The organism is Streptomyces sp. 1-11, from assembly GCF_007176755.1.
In the GTDB taxonomy this organism is placed as follows: Bacteria; Actinomycetota; Actinomycetes; order Streptomycetales; family Streptomycetaceae; genus Streptomyces.
The window spans coordinates 1-19,994 of record NZ_BJTV01000007.1 but is presented as its reverse complement, the minus strand read 5'-3'; the positions used below and the strand labels follow the sequence as shown (position 1 = coordinate 19,994).

The following is a 19,994-nucleotide window of genomic DNA, read 5'->3' as shown; positions in this document are numbered from 1 at the left end:
GGGAGGAGGCCCGCACCGCGGCCGCCCGTGGACCGACGCGCACGCGCGTCCCCCGGGCGGCCGCTCCCCGAGGACGGGAGGGAGTGTCACCGGCCGCTGTCGGGGGGCGGGTGGCCCGTGTCACCGACGGCGGGCGGCGGGGGCTTGCCGAAGTGGACGGAGATCTTCTCGAAGCCCTTGAAGGACTCGGCCGTCGCGTACGAGCGGTAGGCGCGCAGGTCGCCCCTCGCGAGGTGGACGTGGTCGGTGAACGGCGTGGCCAGGCTGCGGGGCCACAGGCGCAGGAAGCGCACGGCGATGATCTCGGCCGTGGCCAGATACACCACGGCGGCCAGATAGACCCATGCGAGCAGTCCGAGCACGATGCCGAACATCCCGTAGGTCGCCGTGGCGCCCCGGAGCACGTGTCCGACGTAGTAGGAGCCGCCCCACTGGAGCACCTGCCAGGCGCACGCAGCGCCCAGCGTGGGGCCGTACACGAAGCGCAGCGGAGGCCGGCACCGGGTCATGATGCGGAAGCTCAGCAGCAGGAGCGCCGCGTTGACCGCTATGCCCGCGACGCCGACGAGGACCCGGATACCGACCGCGAGGCTGGTCCCGAAGATACTGGCGGCGGATTCCGCGGCGGACAGGGCAGTCGTCAGACCCAGGCCGACCGCGAGCAGCAGCAGGAAGCTCAGGCCCCGCAACCGCGAGCGCAGGGGGTCGGGACGCGCGTGTCGCGGCACGGCGAAGATCTTGTTCAGGGCGTGCTGGACCGCCTGGGCCACCCCCAGGGCGCCGTAGAGGCTGCCGACCACGCCCACCGCGAGCGCGGCGCCGCTGCCGTGGAAGGAGTGGACGTTCTGCCCGAGCTGGTCGCCGATCACCGGGAACTCGCCGAGCGCGGAGTGCAGCACGGAGTGCTGGAGTCCGGGGTTGCCGTGCAGGGCGCCGCTGAGGATCGCGACGAGGAGCAGCAGCAGCGGGAACAGGGAGACGAAGCCGTAGTACGTCAGCAGTGCGGCGAGGTACGTGGCCTGGTCGTCGAAGAACTTGTACACGACCGCGATCGGCATGCCCGCCCACCGGTGGCGCCGTTGATACCGGTCCAGCCGGGCCAGCACGTCCATGTGCCCTCCCACATTTCGGGCGGGTCTCCGTGACCGTGGGGGACGCCGCAGCATCCCTGTGCCCCCGCTCGCGCGGTCCCACACCGCCGGCGCCGTGGGCCGTGTACGACGGCGTGCCCGCACGGCGCGCGGGTGCGCGCCGGTACGGGCACACCGTGCTCCTGTCGTGCCGGTGCGGCGTACCGGGCCGGTGCGGGCTACTGGTTCGGCTTGGCCGCGCTGATGTCGCCGAGCGCCGACTCGGAGTCCCGTTCGATCGCCATGTCGCCGAGCGAGACGATGCCGACGGGGTGGCCCTGCTCCATCACCGGGAGACGGCGGATGGAGTGCTCGCGCATGATCCGTGCCGCCCGGTCGAGGTCCTCGTCGGGGGTCACCGTGATCACGTCGCCGCTGCAGGCGGAGGCGACGGTCCGCTGCTCCGGGTCGCCGCCCTCGGCGAGGGCACGCACCACGAGGTCGCGGTCGCTGACGAGGCCGCGCAGCTCGTCGTCCTCGATGATCAGTACGGCCCCGATGTCCTCGTCGCGCATCTTCTGCGCCACCGCCGTCACCGACGCCTGCGGTTCCACCGCCACCAGCCGGCTGGTCATGATGTCACGTACATGTTGAGCCATGACGCCTGCCTTTCGCGCTTCCGTATCCGGCGCACACTGCGCCGGCGTCGGCCGGGTACCCGGCGCCCGCCGCATGGCACCCGGTCCGGGCTCCCGGGCGCATCCGGTGCGCGGTGCGCGCGGGAAAGCTGGGATGAGGTGACCAGCGGCGACCGGCACGAAGGAACAGGAACACCATGACCGACTGGGTCGTACGACCGGACGGCGGCCGTCCCGAGGGGCGCGGCTGCGCACATCTGCCGCAGGCGGACGCGGCGCCGACGCCCCTGAGCGCCGCATGCCAGGAGTGCGCCGCCCGAGGGGGCGGCGGAGGGGGCCTGCGGCTGTGTCTGGCCTGCGGCCACATGGGCTGCTCGGACAGTGCGCCGGGCGCCCACGCCACCGCCCATTTCGAAGCGACGGGGCACCCGCTCGTACGCTCCGCGGACCCCGGCGAGGCATGGGCCTGGTGCTACGTCGACGAGGTCTTCCTGCAGCCGCACGGCGGCACGCCCACCTGAGCGGGTCCGCGAGCGCCCCGGGCCGGGCCGGCGGCATGACACTTGTCATGCGCAACATGGGACCGTGGACACTAGGGGCCCAACCGCCCCCGTCCGTACGGTACTTCCCATGACGAAGAGCAGCGGACAGGATCCGCGGAAGACCGATGTCAAGGTCAGCCTGATCGGCGGCCACCGCCTGGAGGGGGCCACCCTGCACGAGCGGACCGTCACCGCCTCGCTCATCGGCGGGGCGGACATCGATCTGACGGACATCGACATCCCCGACGGTGCCGAACTCCGCATCACCAAGGTGAGCCTGATCGGGGGCGTCAAGCTGAAGGTCGCACGCGACGTCCGGGTGGAGGTCCACGGGCTGCGACTGGGCGCCGTGGACGACGACGGGCCGAGCGAGCCCGGCGGTCCCACGGTGCGGATCGACGCCTGGGGCCTGCTCGGCGGCGTCACCGTCCGCCGCGGCTAGGACGACTTCCGCGACAGGTCCTTGACGGCCCCGCCGTCGTAGACGAGCAGGCCGTCGTCCCGGAGGCGCACGCCCGGCGTCGGCGAATGCGTGGTGAGGCGTCCGTCGTGCATCAGGTGCCGGACGGGCACACCGCGGGCCAGCACGGCGAAGTCGGCGATCAGACGCCGGTGGCAGCGCCACCACACCGCCTCGCTGCACATCACCGCGGTCCGTCGCTCGCCTGCCTGCCGCATCAGCTCGTCCATCGCGGAGACGAACTCGGGGCTGCGGGTGTGCGCCGCGTAGCCGCGGAACGAATCGTTGCGCCACACGGTGTCGGGTGAGTCGGGCGCGGGCCTGCGCCATCCGCCCAGCCGTCGCTCCCACCGGTAGGCGATGTCCGCCTCGGGCATCCACTCGGCCAGCCGCTGCCGTGACAGATCCGGGTTCCGGCGGCTGCCGGGGGCGGTTCTGACGTCCACCACGGCATCGACGCCGGCCTGCCGGAGAAGGCCGGTCAGCGTCTCCCGGTCCGCCGTGCTGTGGCCGAACGTGAGCAGCTCAAGGGCAGGCTCCGAAGCCCCGCTGCCGGCCCAATTCCTCACCGGGCCCCGGTACCCGTCAGCGCCCGTCCGATGCGTCCGTCCGATGCGTCCGCGGAACCGTTCCGGGGGCTCAGCTGCCGCCCATGCCGCCCTGCGCGGCGATCATCGTGGTCGGCAGAGCGCGCACCGCTGCCTCCAGACCGGGCGCGAGAGCGGCGAGCGTCCCCGTGCAGGCGTCGATGCGGGACCGGTGGGTCCTGCGGTCCCGACGGGAGACGACCGAGCGGACACCGCCCGCCGCGGCCAGCGCCAGCAGCGCCGCGTCGGCGGCCGGGACCTCCGGTACGGGCCGGTCCCCGCGCAGCGCCGCGTAGACGCGGGCATGCAGTGCTGCGGGCACGGCGGGGTCCGTCACGGTCAGCCGGCGGGCGCCGAAGGGGGTGCGGGGTTCCTTCACGGTGAGGAGGCCCGCCGCGGCGAGCCGGTCCTCCACCCGCCTCAGGGTCCGCTTGCGGCCGGTGCGCACGAGGTGCTTCCAGCCGTGCCCGGCGGCGGCCTCGCGCAGCACGTCGTCCAGGACGGGGTCGCCGGCCGGCCCGGTCCCGGAGACGGCGACCTCGCCGTCCTCCTCCCGCAGCCGGCCGCGTGACGCGAGGTCGATCACGGCGGCGGCACGGACCAGCAACGCTGTCCGGGGGCGGTCGTAGGGGCCTTGGGCGGCGGCGTCGTGGGCGAGCAGGTACATCAGGCAGGGCAGGTCATCGATCACCGTTCGACGCTACGGCCGGCCGCCTGCCGTGCGGATCGGCCGTGGGAGCGGTCCGGCACTGGGACCGTGGGAGGATCCCGGCCCGGTCTCCTCCCCGAGGAGGAGAGCGTCGCGTGAAGGGGCCCGCTCTCCTCCCCGAGGAGGAGAGCGTCGCGTGAAGGGGCCGGGCAGCGGTCAGGGGCGGCGCGGCCGGACCAGACCGTGGTCGTAGGCGGCGACGACGGCCTGCACGCGGTCCCGCAGGCCCAGTTTGCGCAGCACGGCGGTGACATGGTTCTTGACCGTGGCCTCGGACAGGTGCAGCCGCGCGGCGATCTCGGTGTTCGACAGCGCCTGCCCGATGAGCGTGAGCACCTCGCGCTCGCGGCCGGACAGATCCCGCAGGGAGGGCGGCGGCGCCGGGTCGGGCGTGGTGCGCAGGAACCGGTCGAGGACGCGGCTGAGCACGGCCGGGGCCAGCAGCGCGTCACCGCGCGCGGTGAGGCGGATCGCGTCGACCAGCTCGGCGGGGCGCATGTCCTTCAGCAGGAAGCCGCTCGCCCCGGCCCGCAGAGCGGCGACCACGTGCGCGTCCACGTCCCAGGTCGTCAGCACCAGCACCCGGGCCCCGCTGCCGGCCGCCACGATCTGCCGGGTCGCCTCGATGCCGTCCACGACGGGCATGCGCACGTCCATCAGCACCACGTCCGGCGCCAGTTCCCGCGTCAGCCGCACCGCCTCCCGGCCGTCGGACGCCTCACCGGCCACCTCGAGGTCGTCCCGGGCGTCGATGATCATGCGGAATCCGGTACGGACCAGGGCCTGGTCGTCGGCCACCACCACGCGCACCGTCATGACACGTCTCCCGTCGGCAGCCGCGCCGCCACCTCGAACCCGCCCCCGGGCAGCGGACCGGCACGCAACGTACCGCCCACGAGCCGCGCGCGCTCCTCCATGCCGACCAGACCGCGTCCGGCCCCGGCCCCTCCCCCGCCGGAACCGCCCTGCCGCGCCCGGCCGTTGTCGACCACCGTGACCTCCACTCCGTCCCCCGAAGCCGTCACTCGCACGCTCACCTCGTCGGCGCCGGCCGCGTGGCGCAGCGTGTTGGTCAGGGCTTCCTGGACGATCCGGTACGAGGCCTGGTCCACCGCGGCCGGCAACCCGTCGACGGCGCCCTCGCGGTGCACGTGCACGGTCATCCCGGTGGCGCGCACGGTGCCGGCCAGTTCGTCCAGGCGGGCGAGCGAGGGCCGTCGCTCCCCTGGTTCCCCGCAGTCGTCCTGTCCCGCTCCGGGCCGGAACGCGCGCAGCAGCAGCCGCAGTTCGCCGAGGGCCGAGCGGGCGTTCGCCTCGATGGCCCGCAGCGCCTGACGGGCCTGGTCGGGCCGTTCGGCGAACACGTCGTCGGCGGCGCCCGCCTGGACGACCATCACCGACAGGGTGTGCGCCACGACGTCGTGGACCTCCCGCGCGATCCGCGCACGTTCCTCCACCACGGCCCGGCGCGTCTCCGCCCTCAGCCGGGCCTGCTGCGCCCTGCGCCACTGTCCCGCCGTCCAGGCGAGGACCACCGTCAGCAGATAGACCGCCAGTCCCGTGGGGCCGCCCGCCGCGAACGCCGCCGGCGCCGGCACGCACATCGCCGCGAGCGCCGCCACCGACGTCCGGCGCGGCGTGGTCGCCGACAGCACGCACAGCGTCACCTGCGCGGCCAGCAGCGCACCCGTCAAGGAGACTGCGGGCAGCAGCGCCCACACCGCGAGTCCCGACGCCGCGTTCACGGCCAGCACGCGGGCCGGGGCTCGTGCCTGCCACCTCAGGGCGCAGGCCTGCGCGAGGACCAGGGTCACCGCCGCGGGCAGTCGCGCCCCGTGCCCCGCGCCGGCCACGAGGACGGACGTGCCCAGGACGGCGAGCACCAGGGCGGCCGACCCCCACCACAGCGCCCGGGCCGCCCGGGGCGGCAGCTCCTCGCGCGCTCGCGCCGCCGACGCCTCGTCCGGCTGCCTGATGCCGCTGTCCACGTCCCGACGATATCCAGGCGCGCGGCCCGGGGCCGTGGATCCGGCGCCGCCCGCACCCGCCCGGCTACGCGCTCCGCGGCCTTCGCGTGGTCGTCTTCCTGGTGGTCGTCCCCTTCGCCGGGGCCTTCTTGGCCGGCTGCTTCTTGGCGGCAGGCTGCTTCTTGGCGGCCGGCGCCTTCTTCGGCTTGGGCAGCGGGTGCACCTCGGCGGGCCCGGTGTCCTCGCCGCGGGAGGCCTTCGCCTTCTGCACCGACTCGCTCAGCGCCGCCATCAGGTCGAGCACCTGGGCCGGCGCCTCCGGCTCCGGCGCCTCGGGCAGCGGCTTCTCCTCCCTCTTGGCCTCGATGATCTGCGCCATGGCCTCGGTGTAGCGGTCCTGGAACTCCTCACCCTCGAGGTCCTCGCGGCTCATGGTCTCCATGAGGGCGAGCGCGCCCTCGATCTCCTCGTCCGACACCTCCACCGGCGGCGGCAGCAGCTCCTCCGGCGAGCGGATCTCGTCGGGCCAGCGCATGGCGTGGAGCACCAGGACGTCGCCCTTCACCCGGAGCAGACCGAGCCGCTCACGACCGGACCAGGCGTACTTCGCGACCGCCACCTTCGACGAGCGGCCGAGCGCCTGGACGAGCAGCTTGTACGGCTTGGCCGCCACCTTCCCGGCCGGCTGGAGGTAGTAGCCCTCCCCGATCCGGATCGGGTCGATGGAGGCGAGCGGCACGAACGCGTCGATCTCGATCGCCTTCGCGGTCGGCAGCGGAAGATTGCGCAGGTCCTCCTCGGTGATGGGGATGACCTGCGTCTTGGTCAGCTCGTAGCCCTTGCCGATCTCGTCCTGGGAGACCTCACGGTCCTCCAGCTCGCAGATCTTGCGGTAGCGGACCCGCCCCATGTCCGTGGTGTGGAACTGGTGGAACCGTATCGAGTGGTCCTCCGTCGCGCTGACCACGTTGATCGGCACGGTGACCAGGCCGAACGAGATGGCACCGGACCAGATGGTTCGGGGCATGCCACACCTCCGCAGTTGCCCCGAGCACCATCAGCCTAGGGACGCCGCGTGTGGCCCGCACCCCTCCGCGTCCGGACCGGTGACGTGCTCACCGGTGTGTGGGCGGGCGATGAGGCCGTGCAGGGGTGAAGCTGAGAGCGTGAGCATCAAAAGTGAGCCTTCGGTGAGTGCTGAACAGATCAATGCGGCGTTGATCGCTCTGGGAGCCGAACCGGCGGCGGATCAGGGAGCGGGGCCCGAGGAGCCGCAGGGCAACGACCGTCTGCGGCTGCTGGGCAGTCTGCTGGCCAAGGCGGAGCTGGAGATCACGGCCGCGACGCGGCTGTCCGAGGAAGGCGAGATCGAGGACGTCCTCGACACCATGCTCGGCTGGACGGAGCAGTTGCGCCATGATCCCGGCCTCGCGGTCAACGTGCTGACGAACAGACTGCAGCGCACGGCCATCCAGGTCTCGGAGTCCGACACGGACGAACCGCCTCCGGGCCGCGAGGCGTCCTTCGCGGCCGCGATGACGGCGTTGTACACCCTCAGCGCCCAGCTCCACGCCGACCGCGGTGACGTCGAGGGCACCCGGCGGGCCCTGAGCGGGGCGGAGGAAGCCCTCATCGACACCATGCAGGGCATGCACGACCTGCGGGTCGCCATCGGTGACTCGACCACGGAGGACGAGGGTCCGCAGGAGTGACGCCGGAGCCGCGGAGCCGTCCCTGTCGCCGGCCGGCACCGGCGCCGCTCCGGAAGCGCTCCGCTCTCCCCCTGACGTTCCCCCTGGCAGCTCAGCGCCGGGCCAGCGCCAGCACGCTCAGCCCGAACATCAGGACGCCCAGGGGAAGGTGGACCGACGGTACGTGGGCGATGCCGAGCACGACCTGGACCGAGGCGAGCACGAGGAAACCCGTGGCGTGCCGGACCGGGCGGAGCGAGCCGCCGCCCGGCTTCCACGCCAGCACCGCCGCGAGCAGGTACAGCATCGACGCCCCGTACATCACGCGGGCACCGACGCTGTGCAGCGTCTCGCCGTAGGAGGCGGTGAGCAGCAGCCCGGCAGAGACCGCCTGGAGGAAGATGGTCAGCGTCTGCAGGGCTATCGCGGTGCGCAGGAACGAGGCTCCGCGCCGCGTGTTCGCCGTCGTCGTCATCTCGGTGGCCATGACACGGTCCCCTTTTCCGCCCTCGGGCAGCAGATCGATAAGGTCTCACCGGTCCGACGACGCGGGCCCGCGAAAGGTAAGGCGAGGGGGCGGCCGGAGCCATGGGGACTGTCGGGACCGGCACGGACGGCATAGCGGGCGAGCGGGGCCAACTCATCAACGTCGCCTACCGGTTGCTCGGTTCGGTGACCGAGGCCGAGGACGCGGTGCAGGACGCCTACACGCGCTGGTACGGACTGCCGCGGAGCCGGCAGGAGGAGATCCTGTCCCCCGGCGCCTGGCTGACGACGGTCACCAGCCGCATCTGCCTCGACCTGCTCGGCTCCGCCCGGGCCCGCCGAGAACGCTACGTCGGTGCGTGGCTGCCCGAGCCGCTGCCCGACCGCGCCCGGAAGGACCCCGAGGGCGGGGGCGGTTCACCCGTCCAGGCGGACCCGGCCGACCAGATCGTCCTGGACGAGTCCGTGACCATGGCCTTCCTCGTCGTCCTGGAGACGATGACGCCCGCCGAACGGGTGGCTTTCGTCCTGCACGACGTCTTCCGGTACCCGTTCGCCGAGATCGCCGCAGTGCTCGGCCGCACCCCCGCGGCCTGCAAGCAGCTGGCGGCCTCCGCCCGGCGGCGGGTGAGCGCTGCGCGCGTTCCGGTGACGGCGGCCGGCCAGGCCGAGGTGGTGCGGCACGTCAAGGAGGCATGGCAGACCAAGGACATAGCCGCGCTCGTCGGTCTCCTCGACCCGGCCGCGGTGATGACCGCCGACGGCGGCGGCCTGGCCGGCGCCGTCCTGCGCCCGGTCGAGGGCGGCGCCCGCATCGCCCAGTACATGGCCGCCATCGCCGACCGCGCTCCGGGGCTCGAGCTCCTGGAGCGGTCGGTCAACGGCACGCCCGGCCTGGTGGCCCGGCGTGCCGGGGTAGTCCTGACCGTGGCCTCCTTCGAGGTCTCCGACGGGCGCGTCACCCGGATCTGGGCGGTCCGCAACCCGCGGAAGCTGGGGCCCTGGGCGCGGGAGGACTAGGGCCTGTCGCGAAAGTGGATCCCGCGACGTCGCCGCTCTGGAAGCAGCCACCGGCAAGGTCGTCGACCCCTGTTGGGCCTATCGAACGCAGTGCGTCCCCCATCTGCGCGCCGCCATACCCGACGGGGTTACCCCACACCGAGTCGTTCAGCTATACCGCTTAACGGTCCTTATGCTCAAACCACTACGAATCGTTTCAGCGGCAGTGGGGCCAAGTCCGGCCAGCACCCTCACACCCCCGGTCCGCCCCGAATGTGACGCGGAGGCTCTCACATGGCGAGGTACGACTACGCGTGCGGGCAGTGTGGCGTGTTCGAGGTCGTCCGCCCGATCGACGCCCCGGTACACGAGCCGACGTGCGCCACATGCGGCGGAGCGGCGACGCGTGTATACGCCCCGCCCGCCATCACCTCACCCCGCTCCGCCCTGCGACTGGCGCGCGACGCTGCCGAGGCCAGTGCGCACGAGCCGGCGGTGCTGCCCCGCATGCCCGCACCACCCCGTCGTCGTGATCATCCGCCGAACCCACTGCACGCACGCCTCCCGAGGCCGTGACCCACAGGCAAGGAACGACAGATGCCCGAAGTGCTCTTCAGCGTCGACCAGTCCCGGTCGTTCTACGACCAGACAGTCCCCCCGCACAACCGCTGGCACCCCGACATCCCGCCGGTGGCGACCGTTCGGCCCGGCACCGAATTCCGCCTCGAATGCCGGGAGTGGTTCGACGGGACGGTTCACAACGACGACTCCGCCAACGACATCCGCGACCTCGACCTTTCGATGGTTCATCCTCTGAGTGGACCGATCGCCGTCGAGGGTGCGCAGCCCGGTGACCTGCTGGTGGTCGACATCCTCGACATCGGTCCCGTCCCGCAGGAGACCGGGCCGGTCGCCGGCCAAGGCTGGGGCTACACGGGTATCTTCGCCAAGGCCAACGGCGGCGGTTTCCTCACCGAGCACTTCCCGGACGCCTACAAGGCGGTCTGGGACTTCCACGGGCAGATCGCGACCTCTCGCCACCTGCCCGGCGTGCGCTTCACCGGCATCACCCACCCAGGCATCATCGGCACCGCCCCGTCGCACGACCTGCTCGGCAAGTGGAACGCCCGGGAGACCGAGCTCATCGCGACCGATCCCCACCGAGTGCCCCCGCTCGCCTTGCCGCCGGATTCACAACGAGCGATCCTCGGGACGCTGGAAGGCGACGCGTTCGAGCGCGCTGCACGGGAGGCGGCACGAACCGCGCCGCCACGCGAGAACGGCGGCAACCAGGACATCAAGAACCTCACCCGTGGCGCCCGGATTTTCATGCCGGTGTATGTCGAGGGTGGCAAACTGTCCGCCGGTGACCTTCACTTCAGCCAGGGCGACGGCGAGATCACCTTCTGCGGCGCAATCGAGATGGGCGGCTACCTCGATCTCGGCGTCGACCTCATCAAGGGCGGCATGCAGACCTACGGGATCACGACGAACCCCGTGTTCTACCCCGGAAACGTCGAGCCGCGCTACAGCGAGTTCCTCACCTTCGTCGGCATCTCCGTCGACGAAAACGGCCGACAGCACTACCTCGACTCACACGTCGCCTATCGGCGGGCCTGCCTGAACGCGATCGAGTACCTGACCAAGTTCGGCTACTCACCTGAGCAGGCCTACCTGCTCCTCGGAGCCGCCCCGGTCGAAGGCCGCTTCAGCGGCGTGGTCGACATCCCCAACTCCTGCGCCACGCTCTATCTGCCCACCGCCATCTTCGACTTCGACATCCGACCGTCCGGCAACGGGCCACAGCGCGCCGATCGGGGAAGCTGCGCCCGCACAAGCTGACTGGGCTTCCCAGACATCCGGCATCCGAGGTGCCCGAAGCAGCGGAACCAGCTGCTTCGGGTGCCCCCTGGCAGACAGCCGACGAGTGACGCCAGCCTGCCTGCTCCGTAACGGAGTGACACCAGTCAGCTGTGGACGACAGGTGGGCCAGGGTCCTTCTCTGCGCCGGGCGCCGCTGTCACCACTCGTCGTGGTCGTTGATCACCCGGAAGCTGGCCACGACACCATCGTCACCGAACATGCCAGCGAGGTCGGTACGGGGCACAGTGCCAGAGGTCTCGTCGTGGGGACCCACGATGGCGACCGGAGAACCGGCACAGTCGAAGCCTTGGAAGACCGCGACGGTCTGCCGGCTGTCATTGAAAATGTTGAAGCTGCTGGAGCTGGCCCCGGTGATGCAGCCGTCGGCGAAGGCGGAGTACGTACGTTCGTTGAAGTAGATCCTTCCGCCTTCCTCGTGAGCGTAGTCGCGTCCGCCCTCGTCGTGGCCCTCGTTCCTCTCGCCGCTCGCGCTCCTGTCGCCCGAGGGAGCCGCGACTGGAGCGGCTCGGTGCACAGGCACGGCCGCTTGGTGCACAGGCAGGGCCGCTTGGTGCGCAGGTCGGGCCACGGCCACTCGGTGGACAGACTGGGAGGCCGGGGTAGATCCGACGGTCGGGGCGTAGAGGATGCCGGCGGATGCAAGGGCGGTCGCGCCTAGTCCGGTGCCAACCACAGCATAGAAATGCGGAGGCATGTCACTTCTCTCTGTCGGATGGACGTCGGCCGGGCGACCGACCTGCGATGAACGTACCGACAGCTCCCATGACTGGCATTTCGGACGTATCTCTGGTGTGATTCCGTGAGCCCGATCGGGTACCAGCGGTTCAGGAACCGTTGCATCGCCGCAGGTCCCGGACCGAGATCGGACGTGCTCACCGGCGGACGGGGACCTCGCAGACGATCTTGCGCAGCGCGGCTGAGGCGACGATGTTTGCGGGTTACACGGGCTGGCCCTGCTCGACCTCGGAACAGCGGTACCGAAGCGGATCGGAGTCAGCCGTTCCCGGTTCAACACGGTGATCCGAAGGTGTGCGGGCGGGTGACAGCAGGCGCCGCCACCCGCCCCCACAGGTCGTCAGGAACGAGACGAAGGGACATCCTCGACGTCCTTGGCGGATCTCTCGTCGAGGAAATCGACGATGTGGCCGAACACGTCCAGGGCGGCCCCGCGGCCGATGAAGGGATCGACGTGGCCGTAGCCCGGGACTTCGACGTACCGAAGGTCGAGGTCCGGATAACGGCTCGACAGGATGTCGTAGCAGAGCTCGTTCGAATCGTGGAAGGTCTTGTTGTCACTGCCGGAGAGCAGCAGGAGGGGGCAGTCGATGCGGTCGGCGTTGTCCAGGGCGTTCTCCGGCAGTTGGCCGTGCCCCCGGTCGCCCGTGTTCCACGGCATCGCCGTGTGCGCCAGTTCCATGCGCCGCAGGTGCGGGCCGATCCAGGTGGGCGCGGAACCGAACAGTTCGGCAAGCCGACTGTGGGTCGTCTCGTGCAGGTTCTCGTGGACGTAGAGTGACGCGCCGGTACCCCAGGCGGAGTTGTGCAGGATATGGCAGGTGGGGTCGTCACAGGGGCCGGCCGAGAGGGAAGCCAGCGCGAACATCGGCGTGTAACGCGAGCGGAAGCCCACCTTGGTGAAGTCGACCGGGAGGTGAGTCCAGCGGGAGCGGCCCCACTCGCCGCCGAGGTGGCCGAGCAGCCGGGACCGCCCGGAATACTTGGGCGTCATGAAGACGCCCTGCGCCACCACTCCGGCGAGGCCCGGCACCAGGCCGGCCGTCATGCTCAATGACAGTGACAGCGCTCCGAGACAGTGGGCGACCACGAACAGCCGGCGCCCGCCGATCCGGTCGCGGATGTACGACACCGCGTCCGGGATGTCATAGAGCGCCACGTCGTCGAAGGTGTAGCGGACGCGGCCCTCGTTGTACGGCAGGCGGCAACTGCCCCGCCAGTCCAGCAGCCACGGTTCGTAGCCCGCACTGAGCAGGACGTCCACGAGGTTGCGGGTCTCGGGCAGTACGAACATGTCGGCCGAAGCCGTGAGGCCGTGCAGGAGCAGGACCGCGGGACGGTCGGTGCCGTGCCGATCTGCGGGGGTGTTGGCGGTCACCCGGCACAGGCCGAGTTCCGTGCCGTCGGACGCGTGGAACGGGATCTGCTCGACGGTGACGCGATCCATCGGGGCGAAGAGCGGTCGTGGTGTCATCGAAGGTGCTTCCTGTCCTTTTCCCACTTCGTGAGTTTGGCCTGGTACCGGTCCTTGTCGCGGTCGATCGCGTCCGGGCGCAGGTCGAGCAGTTCAGCGCCGGCGCGCAGCGTGGGCTCCAGCAGGCCCTGGCCCAACTGCGTGCTGAACCAGCCCAGCCAGGTGAACTTGGCGATCCGCTGCTCCCGCATCGACAGCTCGGGATTGACCCGGATACCGTCTATCTGCTCCCGCTTGTAGGACTTCTTGGGCACCTTCATCGTTCCGGCCAGGCTCGCCGGCTCGCCCTCGCGGCCGGCCCGGATGGTGAGGGTGCGCGCCTGCTGCATGTAGTCGAAGCGAGCCCGGGCCGTCTTCCAGCCCTCCAGCCACCAGCCGTTTCCGTCGGCGTCGCGCAGGGCCAGGCGGTAACGCAGCAGGGGGTGGTCCAGGCTGTGGTGGTGAGGCACTCCCTCATGGGGGCGGACCCAGATCTCGCCGTCGTCCACGGTGAGGGGATCCGCGTGCAGCAAGGGACAGGAAACCGTGCCGCGTACGTCGATGGTGCGGTGCTGCACCAGTTGGTACATGCTGGCGATCGACAGGGTCAGCGCGAAGGTGCAGCGAGTGTCGGGCTTGGCGTCGACCGGGCCCACCTTGCCGCGCATCGTCTCCCGGAACCACAGATACGGCGGGTCGTCACGGCTCGGCAGGATCACCAGGCCGTCCCGGGCCATTCGCTCGTAGCTCTTCAGCCGGGCCTGTGCGTCGACGCGGGCAGGCGGCGGCAGTTTGTGCCGGGCGACGAACGCCTCGGTCCGGTCCCCTGTCGCCATCGGGGCCGTGACGCTCGCCTCGACGATCTTCCGGCCGGCGGGGTTGCGCAGCACCCGTGCCATGAACTCCAGTTCGGGGACCGGATCGGTCTCACAGCGGTCCAGGAAGTCCTTGAGCCAGACATCCCACGGCATCACCCGAACGTTCAGCCCACCGAGTTCCTGATCGCGGACCATCTCGGTGAGAGTGTCCGGCCGTCCGGTGAGGTGGTAGTTCTGGCCCCAGCCGCTCGGCTCGCAGATCACCGCGGTCGCGACACGGCTCACCCAGTCCACCGGAGCGGAGTTCGAATAGTTGATCTTGGGTGCGACGCGGTAGCGGGAGATGGCGGAGAACAGACCCGTGTTGATGTCGTGCGGGTTGTACGCGCCGGTACGGGTGTGGCCGACGATGCCGCCGGGGCGCAGGAACGTCGCCTTCAGCCCGCGGTCGCGGGCGCGCCTGAGCGCTGCCTCGGCCGCCCACTTCGACTTGTCGTAGCCCGCCGCCAGCCGGTCCACGTGTGCCACCGGATCGTCCTCGCCCATCGAGGCGATACCGATCTCGTTGAACACGGCGATCGACGAGATGTGGTGCAGCGGTTTGGGCCGGCCGGTCATCGCGAGTTCGGCGAGGGACAGCACGCCGAGGACATTGGTCCGGCGCAGCGACGGGTAGCCGCGCAGGAAGTCCACGGCCGCTGCCACGCTGACGACCGAGTCGAGTTCGTCGGCCAGCAGGTGCCACTGTTCGTCCGTCAGACCGAGGCGGGGCCGGCGCAGGTCGCCGGGCAGGACCGTGACCCGTCGCCGGATCTCGGCCGACCAGGGGAGGGAGAAACTGGCGAGACCCTCGGCCAGGCGCCGTTCCGCGTCCTGCACGCTGTCCCCGCGCACCAGGCAGACGACGTGTGCGTCGCTGTGCCGCAGCAGGTCGAGCAGCATGTGGCCACCCAGGAAGCCGTTGGCACCGGTCATCAGGACGCGGCGGGGCGGGACCGGTTCCGGGTCGCCACACCAGGGAAGTAGGTCCGCACGCGCGAGGTCGGCCGTGATGAGGGCGAGGTCCTCGGCATGGTCGTCGTCCGCGGGGAGCGTCTCGTCCGGCGCGACGGGCTCGGCCGGCACCAGGTCGGTGCCCGGCGATGCCGTCGTGGGGGCGGACGGCGCGGAGGCCACCGGGAGCTCGAGGGCTTTGGCGGTCGCCGGCGCCTCGGGCAGTGTGCGTCTCGCCGGACCGCCCAGCCAGCGTTGAGCGAGGCGCCGGGGCCGGGCGTCAGCGAAGACGTCGTCCAGACTGAGCCTGACGTTGAGGTCACGGTCGAGTACGGCGACGAGTCGAACGGCGTCCACCGACGTGGCCCCGGCGTCGAAGAGATCGGTCTCGGTGTCGATCTCCTTGCCGCCCAGCAGCGTGGCCGCCTTCGAGACGATGGCCTTGGCCAGTTGTTCGAGACCCCAGGCCGGTGCGCCGCCGGCCGGGGCCACGGGGCCGTTCGCGCTGTCCGCCGGCTGTGGCGGCGGGGCGGGCGGCTGAAAACGCGCCAGCAGACCGGCGATCGCCGCGGCCCCGCGCGCACCGCCTTCGAGCAGCTCCCCCTCGTGCTGCCGGTCCAACTCGTGATTGCGGGCCGGTGCGTCGCCGCCGGCATCTGGGCTGGGTGTCATGCGGTTGCCTCCACGGTGTCGTCGGTTGTGGTGTCCCACGAGCGGAAGTCTCGGAGCCGGTCCGCGGGGACCAGCGCCTCCAGGCGCGGAGCCTCCGGGTCCCCGCCGGCCAGGGCGGCCACCAGCCGCCGTACGGGGACATTGCGGGGGGTGTGCTCGGCGACCATGCGTACGGCCGTGCAGCCCAAGGCCTCGGCCCGGTCCGCCAGCCAGCCGAGAACCCGTTCCTCGGCACCGCGGCCGAGCACCCGGCAGCTCATCATCCAGCCCAGGACCTCGAGCGTCCCGCCGTCGGGACGGATCACGAGGACGGCGATCTGCCCGTAGTCGCCGAACCTGTCCCGCGCCCGCACGGTCCACACCTCGCCGTCCTGCTGCCGGCGTGCCAGCTCCGCCTCGTCCACTGGCGAGGGCCGGAGATTGAACTGGTTGGTGCGCCGGGCCAGTTGGACGGAACGTTCCATCGTGTCGGCGCCGAGCGGCTGGAAGTCCATCTCCAGGTTCAGCCGCTCCAGGAACTCGGCGAAGGTGGTACGGGAACGTGCTTCCTCGCGCACCTTGTCCTGCCGGTAGAAGTCCGCCCGCGCGGCGTCCTCCTGTGTCGCCGCGCGCGGGGTGACCGGCCAGATCCTGGTCAGGAAGTCCGGCAGGCCTTCTCGGGGCGGGCAGGTCACGCAGAGCACCTCCGGCAGAGCCGCCCTCATCCTGGCGATCTCGGCCGGGTTGTCGTCGAGGAACATGAACGTGTCCAGACCGAGGCCGAGTTCCTCCGCGACCGCCTTGAGGCGTACGGGCTTCGGGGTCCAGCCGGCGGAGATCACTTGGAAGTGCTCGGCCCGGAGCGGACTGTCGGGCCGGTCGAGTACGGCTCGTACGGTGGCTTCGTCGTTGTTGGAGACCAGCACCAGAAGTACACCGGCGGCACGCCACTGCAGCAGCCGGCGGGCGAGCTGGGCGCGGCCCCCCGAGAGGCCGACGTGCTCCGGCCCGTTCTCCGCGGCGATGCCGTCCCAGAGAGTCTCGTCGCCGTCCACCGCGATCACCTTGGGCGGGGTGCGGAGGGAGGCGCGCACCAGTTCGGCGAGGGCCAGGGCCACCGCGGCCTGGAACTCGGTCCGGAACGGCAGGTGCGCCAGCGCGTCCGTCTCGGCGTCGAACGGGTCGGTGAAACCATCGCCGCTGAAGCTCTCCAGGCCCAGGACCGCGATGCCGGCCTGATCCTGGAGCCGGGACCTCACCTGCTCCTCCCAGTTCCGCAGCCTCTCCTCGGTCGAGTGGGCGGGAAGAAGGCCGACGATCACCGGCCTCCCCGTGCGTTCGGCCAACGAGCGCAGGGCCGCCGGATACTCCTCGCCCAGCTCGGTCAGCAACTCGTCGCTGATTTCCCCGTACCGCCCCAGGTCGGCGGCGCGCAGCAGCACAAGGGCCGCCGCGGCCGACGGATCGGACAGAACGCCGGACGGGTCGTGCAGGGCAGCCAGAACCTGGTGGTACGGAGCTTCGGCGACGGCGAGTCCGGTGCCCTCGAGAGCGAGGCCGAGCAGCGCGGAGAGGTCGCCCAGAGCGAAGGTGGCTGTCAGAGCGACGGATCGGGGGGCCGACGAGCGCGACGGCGGGACGGGCAACGGCTCCGGCGTGAGCGCCGCCGTTTCGGCTTCCCTCGCCGACGCGACCACTGGCTCCGCTGTCCGGAGCACCGGAAGAGCGCCGACGGTGTCCGTGTCCGCTCGGCCGATCACCTCGACGATCAGGTCGAGGAAGTCCCGGCCGAACCGGGCACAGCTCGAGCTGTCGAGGATGTCCAGATTGTAGTCGAGCCGCATATGACCCAGATCCGGTGACACACTGATCATCAGATCGAGGTCGGAGTGCCCGGTGCCCGCGGGGAGCATCTCCAGCCCTGGCAGTTTCAGGCCGCGCGGCGGAAGGTAGTTGAAGTAGACCTCGACCAGCGGCGCGTTCTCGCGGTACAGCCCCTCCGCCACCAGCGTGGACATGATGTCCGAGAAGGAGATGCCCTTTTCGAGATGCACGCCCAGCCGGTCGTCGGTCCGGCGCAGCACGTCGGCCACCGGTTCGCCCGGGGAGGCCTCGGCGGGGAACGGTATCGGGACGCCGAAGAACCCGACCGCGTCGAGCGCTTCCGCGTGCATCCGGGTGTCCACCGGAACCGCCAGCACGAACCGGCTGCGCTCCCGCAGACGCGCGAGGAACATGGTCAGCGTGCCCAGCCAGAAGGCGGCCGGGGTGATCCCGAGCCGTCGGGCCTCGACGCCGACCCGCTCCGAGAGCCCGTCGGGGACCTCCACGAGCTCGGTCGCCGCACGGTACGACCGTGTCGCGGGACGGGCCTTCGCGAGAGTCAGATCCAGCCTGCGGATCCCGGAGAACCACTCGCGCGGCTGCGCCGCAGAGGCCTCCCGGCCGTCCGTCTCCTGCCGCGCCGGCTGAGCCCGCATCAGGCCGTCGATGTCAGCCGAGGAGGAAGCGGACGGCAGATGCTCACCCGCGAGGTCCGCGCCGATCTCCGCCGCCACCAGCGCGAGCGAGGACAGATCGGACACCACGTGGTGCGCACCGTAGAGCAGTACCTGCTTCCCCGACGGGTAGTCCAGCAGCTCGAACCGCCACAGCGGTGCCGTGGCAAGCTCGAACGGTGCCTCCAGCAGCTCGCGCAGCCGCCGGTCCGGGTCCGTGTCCTCGTCGACGGTCGACCAGCGCAGCAAGGATCCAGGCAGGCTCCTCGCGACCTCCAGTTGGAGGCCGTGCTCGGGGTCCGCGACGATCGCCGTCCGCAGGGCCGCGTGACGGGCGGCGAGGCTGCCCAGTACGTCGATCAGCCGTTCCCGGCCGACCGGAGTGGCGAGCCGCACGGCGGAGCCGATGTTGTGGGTGGCTCCCGGGGTGCCCAGCTGCTCCGTGCGCAGCATCCGTATGACGTCACGGGTCGCCGGCCACCGTACGGTTCCGCCGGCGCCCGGTACGACGAGCGGCTCCGAGCCTTCCCTGCGTGTGTCCCTCCCGGACTCGAGCGGTTCCCCGGCCTCCGCACCGGTCCGGCCGTCCAGAATCCAGTCCACGACGTCCATGACACTCGCCCCGCCGAGCAGGGCCGCGACCGGCAGTTCCTGCCCGAAGTCGGCCTCCACCAGACCTCGGGTGCGCATGGCCGTCACCGAGTCGATACCGAGCTTGGTGAGCGGGGCCGAGACGTCCAGATGGTCGGTGTCGAAGCCCAGCAGTTCCGCGACATGGTGCCGTACCCGGTCCATCACCTGCGCCCGGGTGCCCGCATCCCCGGACAGAGGGACGCCGGCCCGGGCTCCGGCCACGGCGCGCCCCGTGCCGGTGGGCGCGGCGAGCTCGCGAGGCGGGGTTGACGGCGCGGTCTGGGCCGCGAGGGCCTCCACGGACAGCCGGGGCGCCCGGCCGACCCAGTAGCTGCCCGCTTCGAGCGCGGTCGGGGGGAGCGGCGCCATGCGGCGCGGCCCGGCGTGGAGGCCGTGCCACGGTACCCGCACACCGCGCACCCACAGCTCGGCCAGTTGCTCCAGGACGTGGTCCTCGACGAGTCCGGCGAGGAAGGAGTCCCCCCGGGCGCCGGCCAGGACAGCGGTCATCGGTCCGGCGTCCTCGTCGGCGTTGCCGCGGTGCGAGCTCGCGCCGCCGCCCGCCGTGGCGGCCACGCCGTCGACGAGGTGCTGTTCGAGGGCGCGCGCGAGCTGCTCGCGGTCGGCGGCGACCAGGGCGAGCCGCTCGGGCAGATGCTCCCGGCCGAGCTGGGAGGTGTAGGCGATGTCGGCGAGGCTCACCGTGCCGTCGCGTTCGAGGTAGTCGTGCAGGCGGCCCACAGTCGTGCGCAGCAGTTCGGGGGTGCGGGCGGAGACCAGGACGACCTGCGGCGCCGGGTCCGCCGGGACGGTGCGGGCGGCGGCGGGCGGCGCCTCGACGACGATGCTCACGTGACTGCCGCCCGCCGCAACGGAGTTGATGAGGGCGCGGCGGGGCGCGCCGTCGCGCGGCTCCCATCCGGCCGGCTCCTCCGCGAGCCGCAGGGGCGAACCGTCCAGGTCCAGGCGGGGGTTGGCGGTTCCGGTGGCGACGAGGGGGGCGACCTGCCCGTGCCGGAGCTGGAGCACGACCTTGGTGAGCTGGGCGATGCCGGAGGCGGCTTCGGGGTGGCCGAGGTTGGACTTCACGGTGCCGACATGAACGGGTTCGGTGACACCGGCGAACACCTCGCGCAGGGCGCGGATTTCGACCTCGTCGGAGAAGGCGGTGCCGTTGGCG

General features: G+C 71.5%; 18 protein-coding genes. 6 read left to right on the top strand and 12 right to left on the bottom strand.

Annotation, left to right across the window (positions count from 1 at the left end; all coding sequences use genetic code 11):
• Positions 1–86: 86 nt before the first annotated feature.
• Together TNCT1_RS16415 and TNCT1_RS16410 are read right to left on the bottom strand one after the other, a co-directional pair.
• Positions 87–1,112 (bottom strand): YihY/virulence factor BrkB family protein, encoded by a 1,026-nt coding sequence (locus TNCT1_RS16415; protein ID WP_143632610.1) that lies wholly within the window; start codon positions 1,110–1,112, stop codon positions 87–89.
• A 197-nt stretch (positions 1,113–1,309) separates the two neighbouring features.
• The gene (locus tag TNCT1_RS16410; RefSeq protein ID WP_143632608.1) at positions 1,310–1,729 is read right to left on the bottom strand and encodes a CBS domain-containing protein; all 420 of its coding nucleotides are present in this window, start codon (positions 1,727–1,729) and stop codon (positions 1,310–1,312) included.
• 176 nt (positions 1,730–1,905) lie between these two features.
• Here TNCT1_RS16410 and TNCT1_RS16405 point away from each other — a divergent pair, with 176 nt between their 5' ends.
• Together TNCT1_RS16405 and TNCT1_RS16400 are read left to right on the top strand one after the other, a co-directional pair.
• Positions 1,906–2,229: a UBP-type zinc finger domain-containing protein gene (locus TNCT1_RS16405; protein ID WP_143632606.1), complete on the top strand. Its 324-nt coding sequence runs from the start codon at positions 1,906–1,908 to the stop codon at positions 2,227–2,229.
• A 109-nt stretch (positions 2,230–2,338) separates the two neighbouring features.
• Positions 2,339–2,692, top strand: a complete 354-nt coding sequence (locus TNCT1_RS16400) for a hypothetical protein (protein WP_143632604.1) — start codon at positions 2,339–2,341, stop codon at positions 2,690–2,692.
• On the opposite strand, the gene TNCT1_RS16395 is transcribed toward TNCT1_RS16400, so the two are convergent.
• From TNCT1_RS16395 to TNCT1_RS16375, 5 genes are all read right to left on the bottom strand, one after another.
• Positions 2,689–3,279, bottom strand: coding sequence for a DUF488 family protein (locus TNCT1_RS16395; RefSeq protein WP_143632602.1), 591 nt, complete (start codon positions 3,277–3,279; stop codon positions 2,689–2,691). The genes TNCT1_RS16400 and TNCT1_RS16395 overlap by 4 nt on opposite strands.
• Before the next feature lie 70 nt (positions 3,280–3,349).
• A complete protein-coding gene (locus TNCT1_RS16390) occupies positions 3,350–3,988 on the bottom strand; it encodes a GPP34 family phosphoprotein (protein WP_143632600.1) in 639 nt (212 codons plus the stop codon).
• Positions 3,989–4,162: 174 nt separating this feature from the next.
• Positions 4,163–4,822 carry a response regulator transcription factor gene (locus tag TNCT1_RS16385; RefSeq protein WP_143632598.1) on the bottom strand — a complete coding sequence of 220 codons (660 nt, stop codon included), beginning with the start codon at positions 4,820–4,822 and terminating at the stop codon, positions 4,163–4,165.
• Positions 4,819–5,994 carry a sensor histidine kinase gene (locus TNCT1_RS16380; protein WP_174266325.1) on the bottom strand — a complete coding sequence of 392 codons (1,176 nt, stop codon included), beginning with the start codon at positions 5,992–5,994 and terminating at the stop codon, positions 4,819–4,821. Before TNCT1_RS16380 ends, TNCT1_RS16385 begins: the two co-directional genes overlap by 4 nt.
• Positions 5,995–6,058: 64 nt before the next feature.
• A complete protein-coding gene (locus TNCT1_RS16375) occupies positions 6,059–7,000 on the bottom strand; it encodes a Ku protein (RefSeq protein WP_143632596.1) in 942 nt (313 codons plus the stop codon).
• Positions 7,001–7,163: 163 nt separating this feature from the next.
• Here TNCT1_RS16375 and TNCT1_RS16370 point away from each other — a divergent pair, with 163 nt between their 5' ends.
• A complete protein-coding gene (locus tag TNCT1_RS16370; protein ID WP_143632594.1) occupies positions 7,164–7,685 on the top strand; it encodes a hypothetical protein in 522 nt (173 codons plus the stop codon).
• Between the two features lie 91 nt (positions 7,686–7,776).
• Here TNCT1_RS16370 and TNCT1_RS16365 read toward each other — a convergent pair whose 3' ends face one another.
• Positions 7,777–8,151, bottom strand: coding sequence for a hypothetical protein (locus TNCT1_RS16365; RefSeq protein ID WP_143632593.1), 375 nt, complete (start codon positions 8,149–8,151; stop codon positions 7,777–7,779).
• Positions 8,152–8,252: 101 nt separating this feature from the next.
• Between TNCT1_RS16365 and sigJ the strand changes: the two genes are divergently transcribed.
• The 3 genes from sigJ to fmdA all read left to right on the top strand — a co-directional run bounded on the left by sigJ (position 8,253) and on the right by fmdA (position 10,991).
• The gene (gene sigJ, locus TNCT1_RS16360) at positions 8,253–9,170 is read left to right on the top strand and encodes an RNA polymerase sigma factor SigJ (protein WP_143632591.1); all 918 of its coding nucleotides are present in this window, start codon (positions 8,253–8,255) and stop codon (positions 9,168–9,170) included.
• A gap of 273 nt (positions 9,171–9,443) precedes the next feature.
• Complete coding sequence (locus TNCT1_RS36940; protein WP_143632589.1) at positions 9,444–9,725, top strand: FmdB family zinc ribbon protein; 282 nt, start codon at positions 9,444–9,446, stop codon at positions 9,723–9,725.
• 21 nt (positions 9,726–9,746) lie between these two features.
• Positions 9,747–10,991, top strand: coding sequence for a formamidase (fmdA, locus tag TNCT1_RS16350; RefSeq protein ID WP_143632587.1), 1,245 nt, complete (start codon positions 9,747–9,749; stop codon positions 10,989–10,991).
• A gap of 178 nt (positions 10,992–11,169) precedes the next feature.
• Here the strand turns inward: fmdA and TNCT1_RS16345 are convergent, their stop codons facing one another.
• The 4 genes from TNCT1_RS16345 to TNCT1_RS16330 form a co-directional block, all read right to left on the bottom strand.
• Complete coding sequence (locus TNCT1_RS16345) at positions 11,170–11,553, bottom strand: hypothetical protein (protein ID WP_143632585.1); 384 nt, start codon at positions 11,551–11,553, stop codon at positions 11,170–11,172.
• A gap of 555 nt (positions 11,554–12,108) precedes the next feature.
• Positions 12,109–13,242 (bottom strand): alpha/beta fold hydrolase, encoded by a 1,134-nt coding sequence (locus TNCT1_RS16340; protein WP_143632583.1) that lies wholly within the window; start codon positions 13,240–13,242, stop codon positions 12,109–12,111.
• Positions 13,239–15,704 carry a thioester reductase domain-containing protein gene (locus TNCT1_RS16335; RefSeq protein ID WP_143632581.1) on the bottom strand — a complete coding sequence of 822 codons (2,466 nt, stop codon included), beginning with the start codon at positions 15,702–15,704 and terminating at the stop codon, positions 13,239–13,241. Before TNCT1_RS16335 ends, TNCT1_RS16340 begins: the two co-directional genes overlap by 4 nt.
• On the bottom strand, positions 15,701–19,994 hold a 4,294-nt coding region (locus TNCT1_RS16330; protein WP_143632578.1), incomplete at its 5' end, for an HAD-IIIC family phosphatase. The genes TNCT1_RS16330 and TNCT1_RS16335, both read right to left, overlap by 4 nt.

Bases quoted from the DNA above. Each gene is read 5' to 3' on its own strand.
- TNCT1_RS16410 (WP_143632608.1), bottom strand. From the start codon at position 1,729: ATGGCTCAACATGTACGTGACATCATGACCAGCCGGCTGGTGGCGGTG.
- fmdA (WP_143632587.1), top strand. From the start codon at position 9,747: ATGCCCGAAGTGCTCTTCAGCGTCGACCAGTCCCGGTCGTTCTACGAC.
- TNCT1_RS16405 (WP_143632606.1), top strand. From the start codon at position 1,906: ATGACCGACTGGGTCGTACGACCGGACGGCGGCCGTCCCGAGGGGCGC.
- TNCT1_RS16400 (WP_143632604.1), top strand. From the start codon at position 2,339: ATGACGAAGAGCAGCGGACAGGATCCGCGGAAGACCGATGTCAAGGTC.
- TNCT1_RS16375 (WP_143632596.1), bottom strand. From the start codon at position 7,000: ATGCCCCGAACCATCTGGTCCGGTGCCATCTCGTTCGGCCTGGTCACC.
- TNCT1_RS16415 (WP_143632610.1), bottom strand. From the start codon at position 1,112: ATGGACGTGCTGGCCCGGCTGGACCGGTATCAACGGCGCCACCGGTGG.
- TNCT1_RS16385 (WP_143632598.1), bottom strand. From the start codon at position 4,822: ATGACGGTGCGCGTGGTGGTGGCCGACGACCAGGCCCTGGTCCGTACC.
- TNCT1_RS36940 (WP_143632589.1), top strand. From the start codon at position 9,444: ATGGCGAGGTACGACTACGCGTGCGGGCAGTGTGGCGTGTTCGAGGTC.
- TNCT1_RS16365 (WP_143632593.1), bottom strand. From the start codon at position 8,151: ATGGCCACCGAGATGACGACGACGGCGAACACGCGGCGCGGAGCCTCG.
- TNCT1_RS16335 (WP_143632581.1), bottom strand. From the start codon at position 15,704: ATGACACCCAGCCCAGATGCCGGCGGCGACGCACCGGCCCGCAATCAC.
- sigJ (WP_143632591.1), top strand. From the start codon at position 8,253: ATGGGGACTGTCGGGACCGGCACGGACGGCATAGCGGGCGAGCGGGGC.
- TNCT1_RS16340 (WP_143632583.1), bottom strand. From the start codon at position 13,242: ATGACACCACGACCGCTCTTCGCCCCGATGGATCGCGTCACCGTCGAG.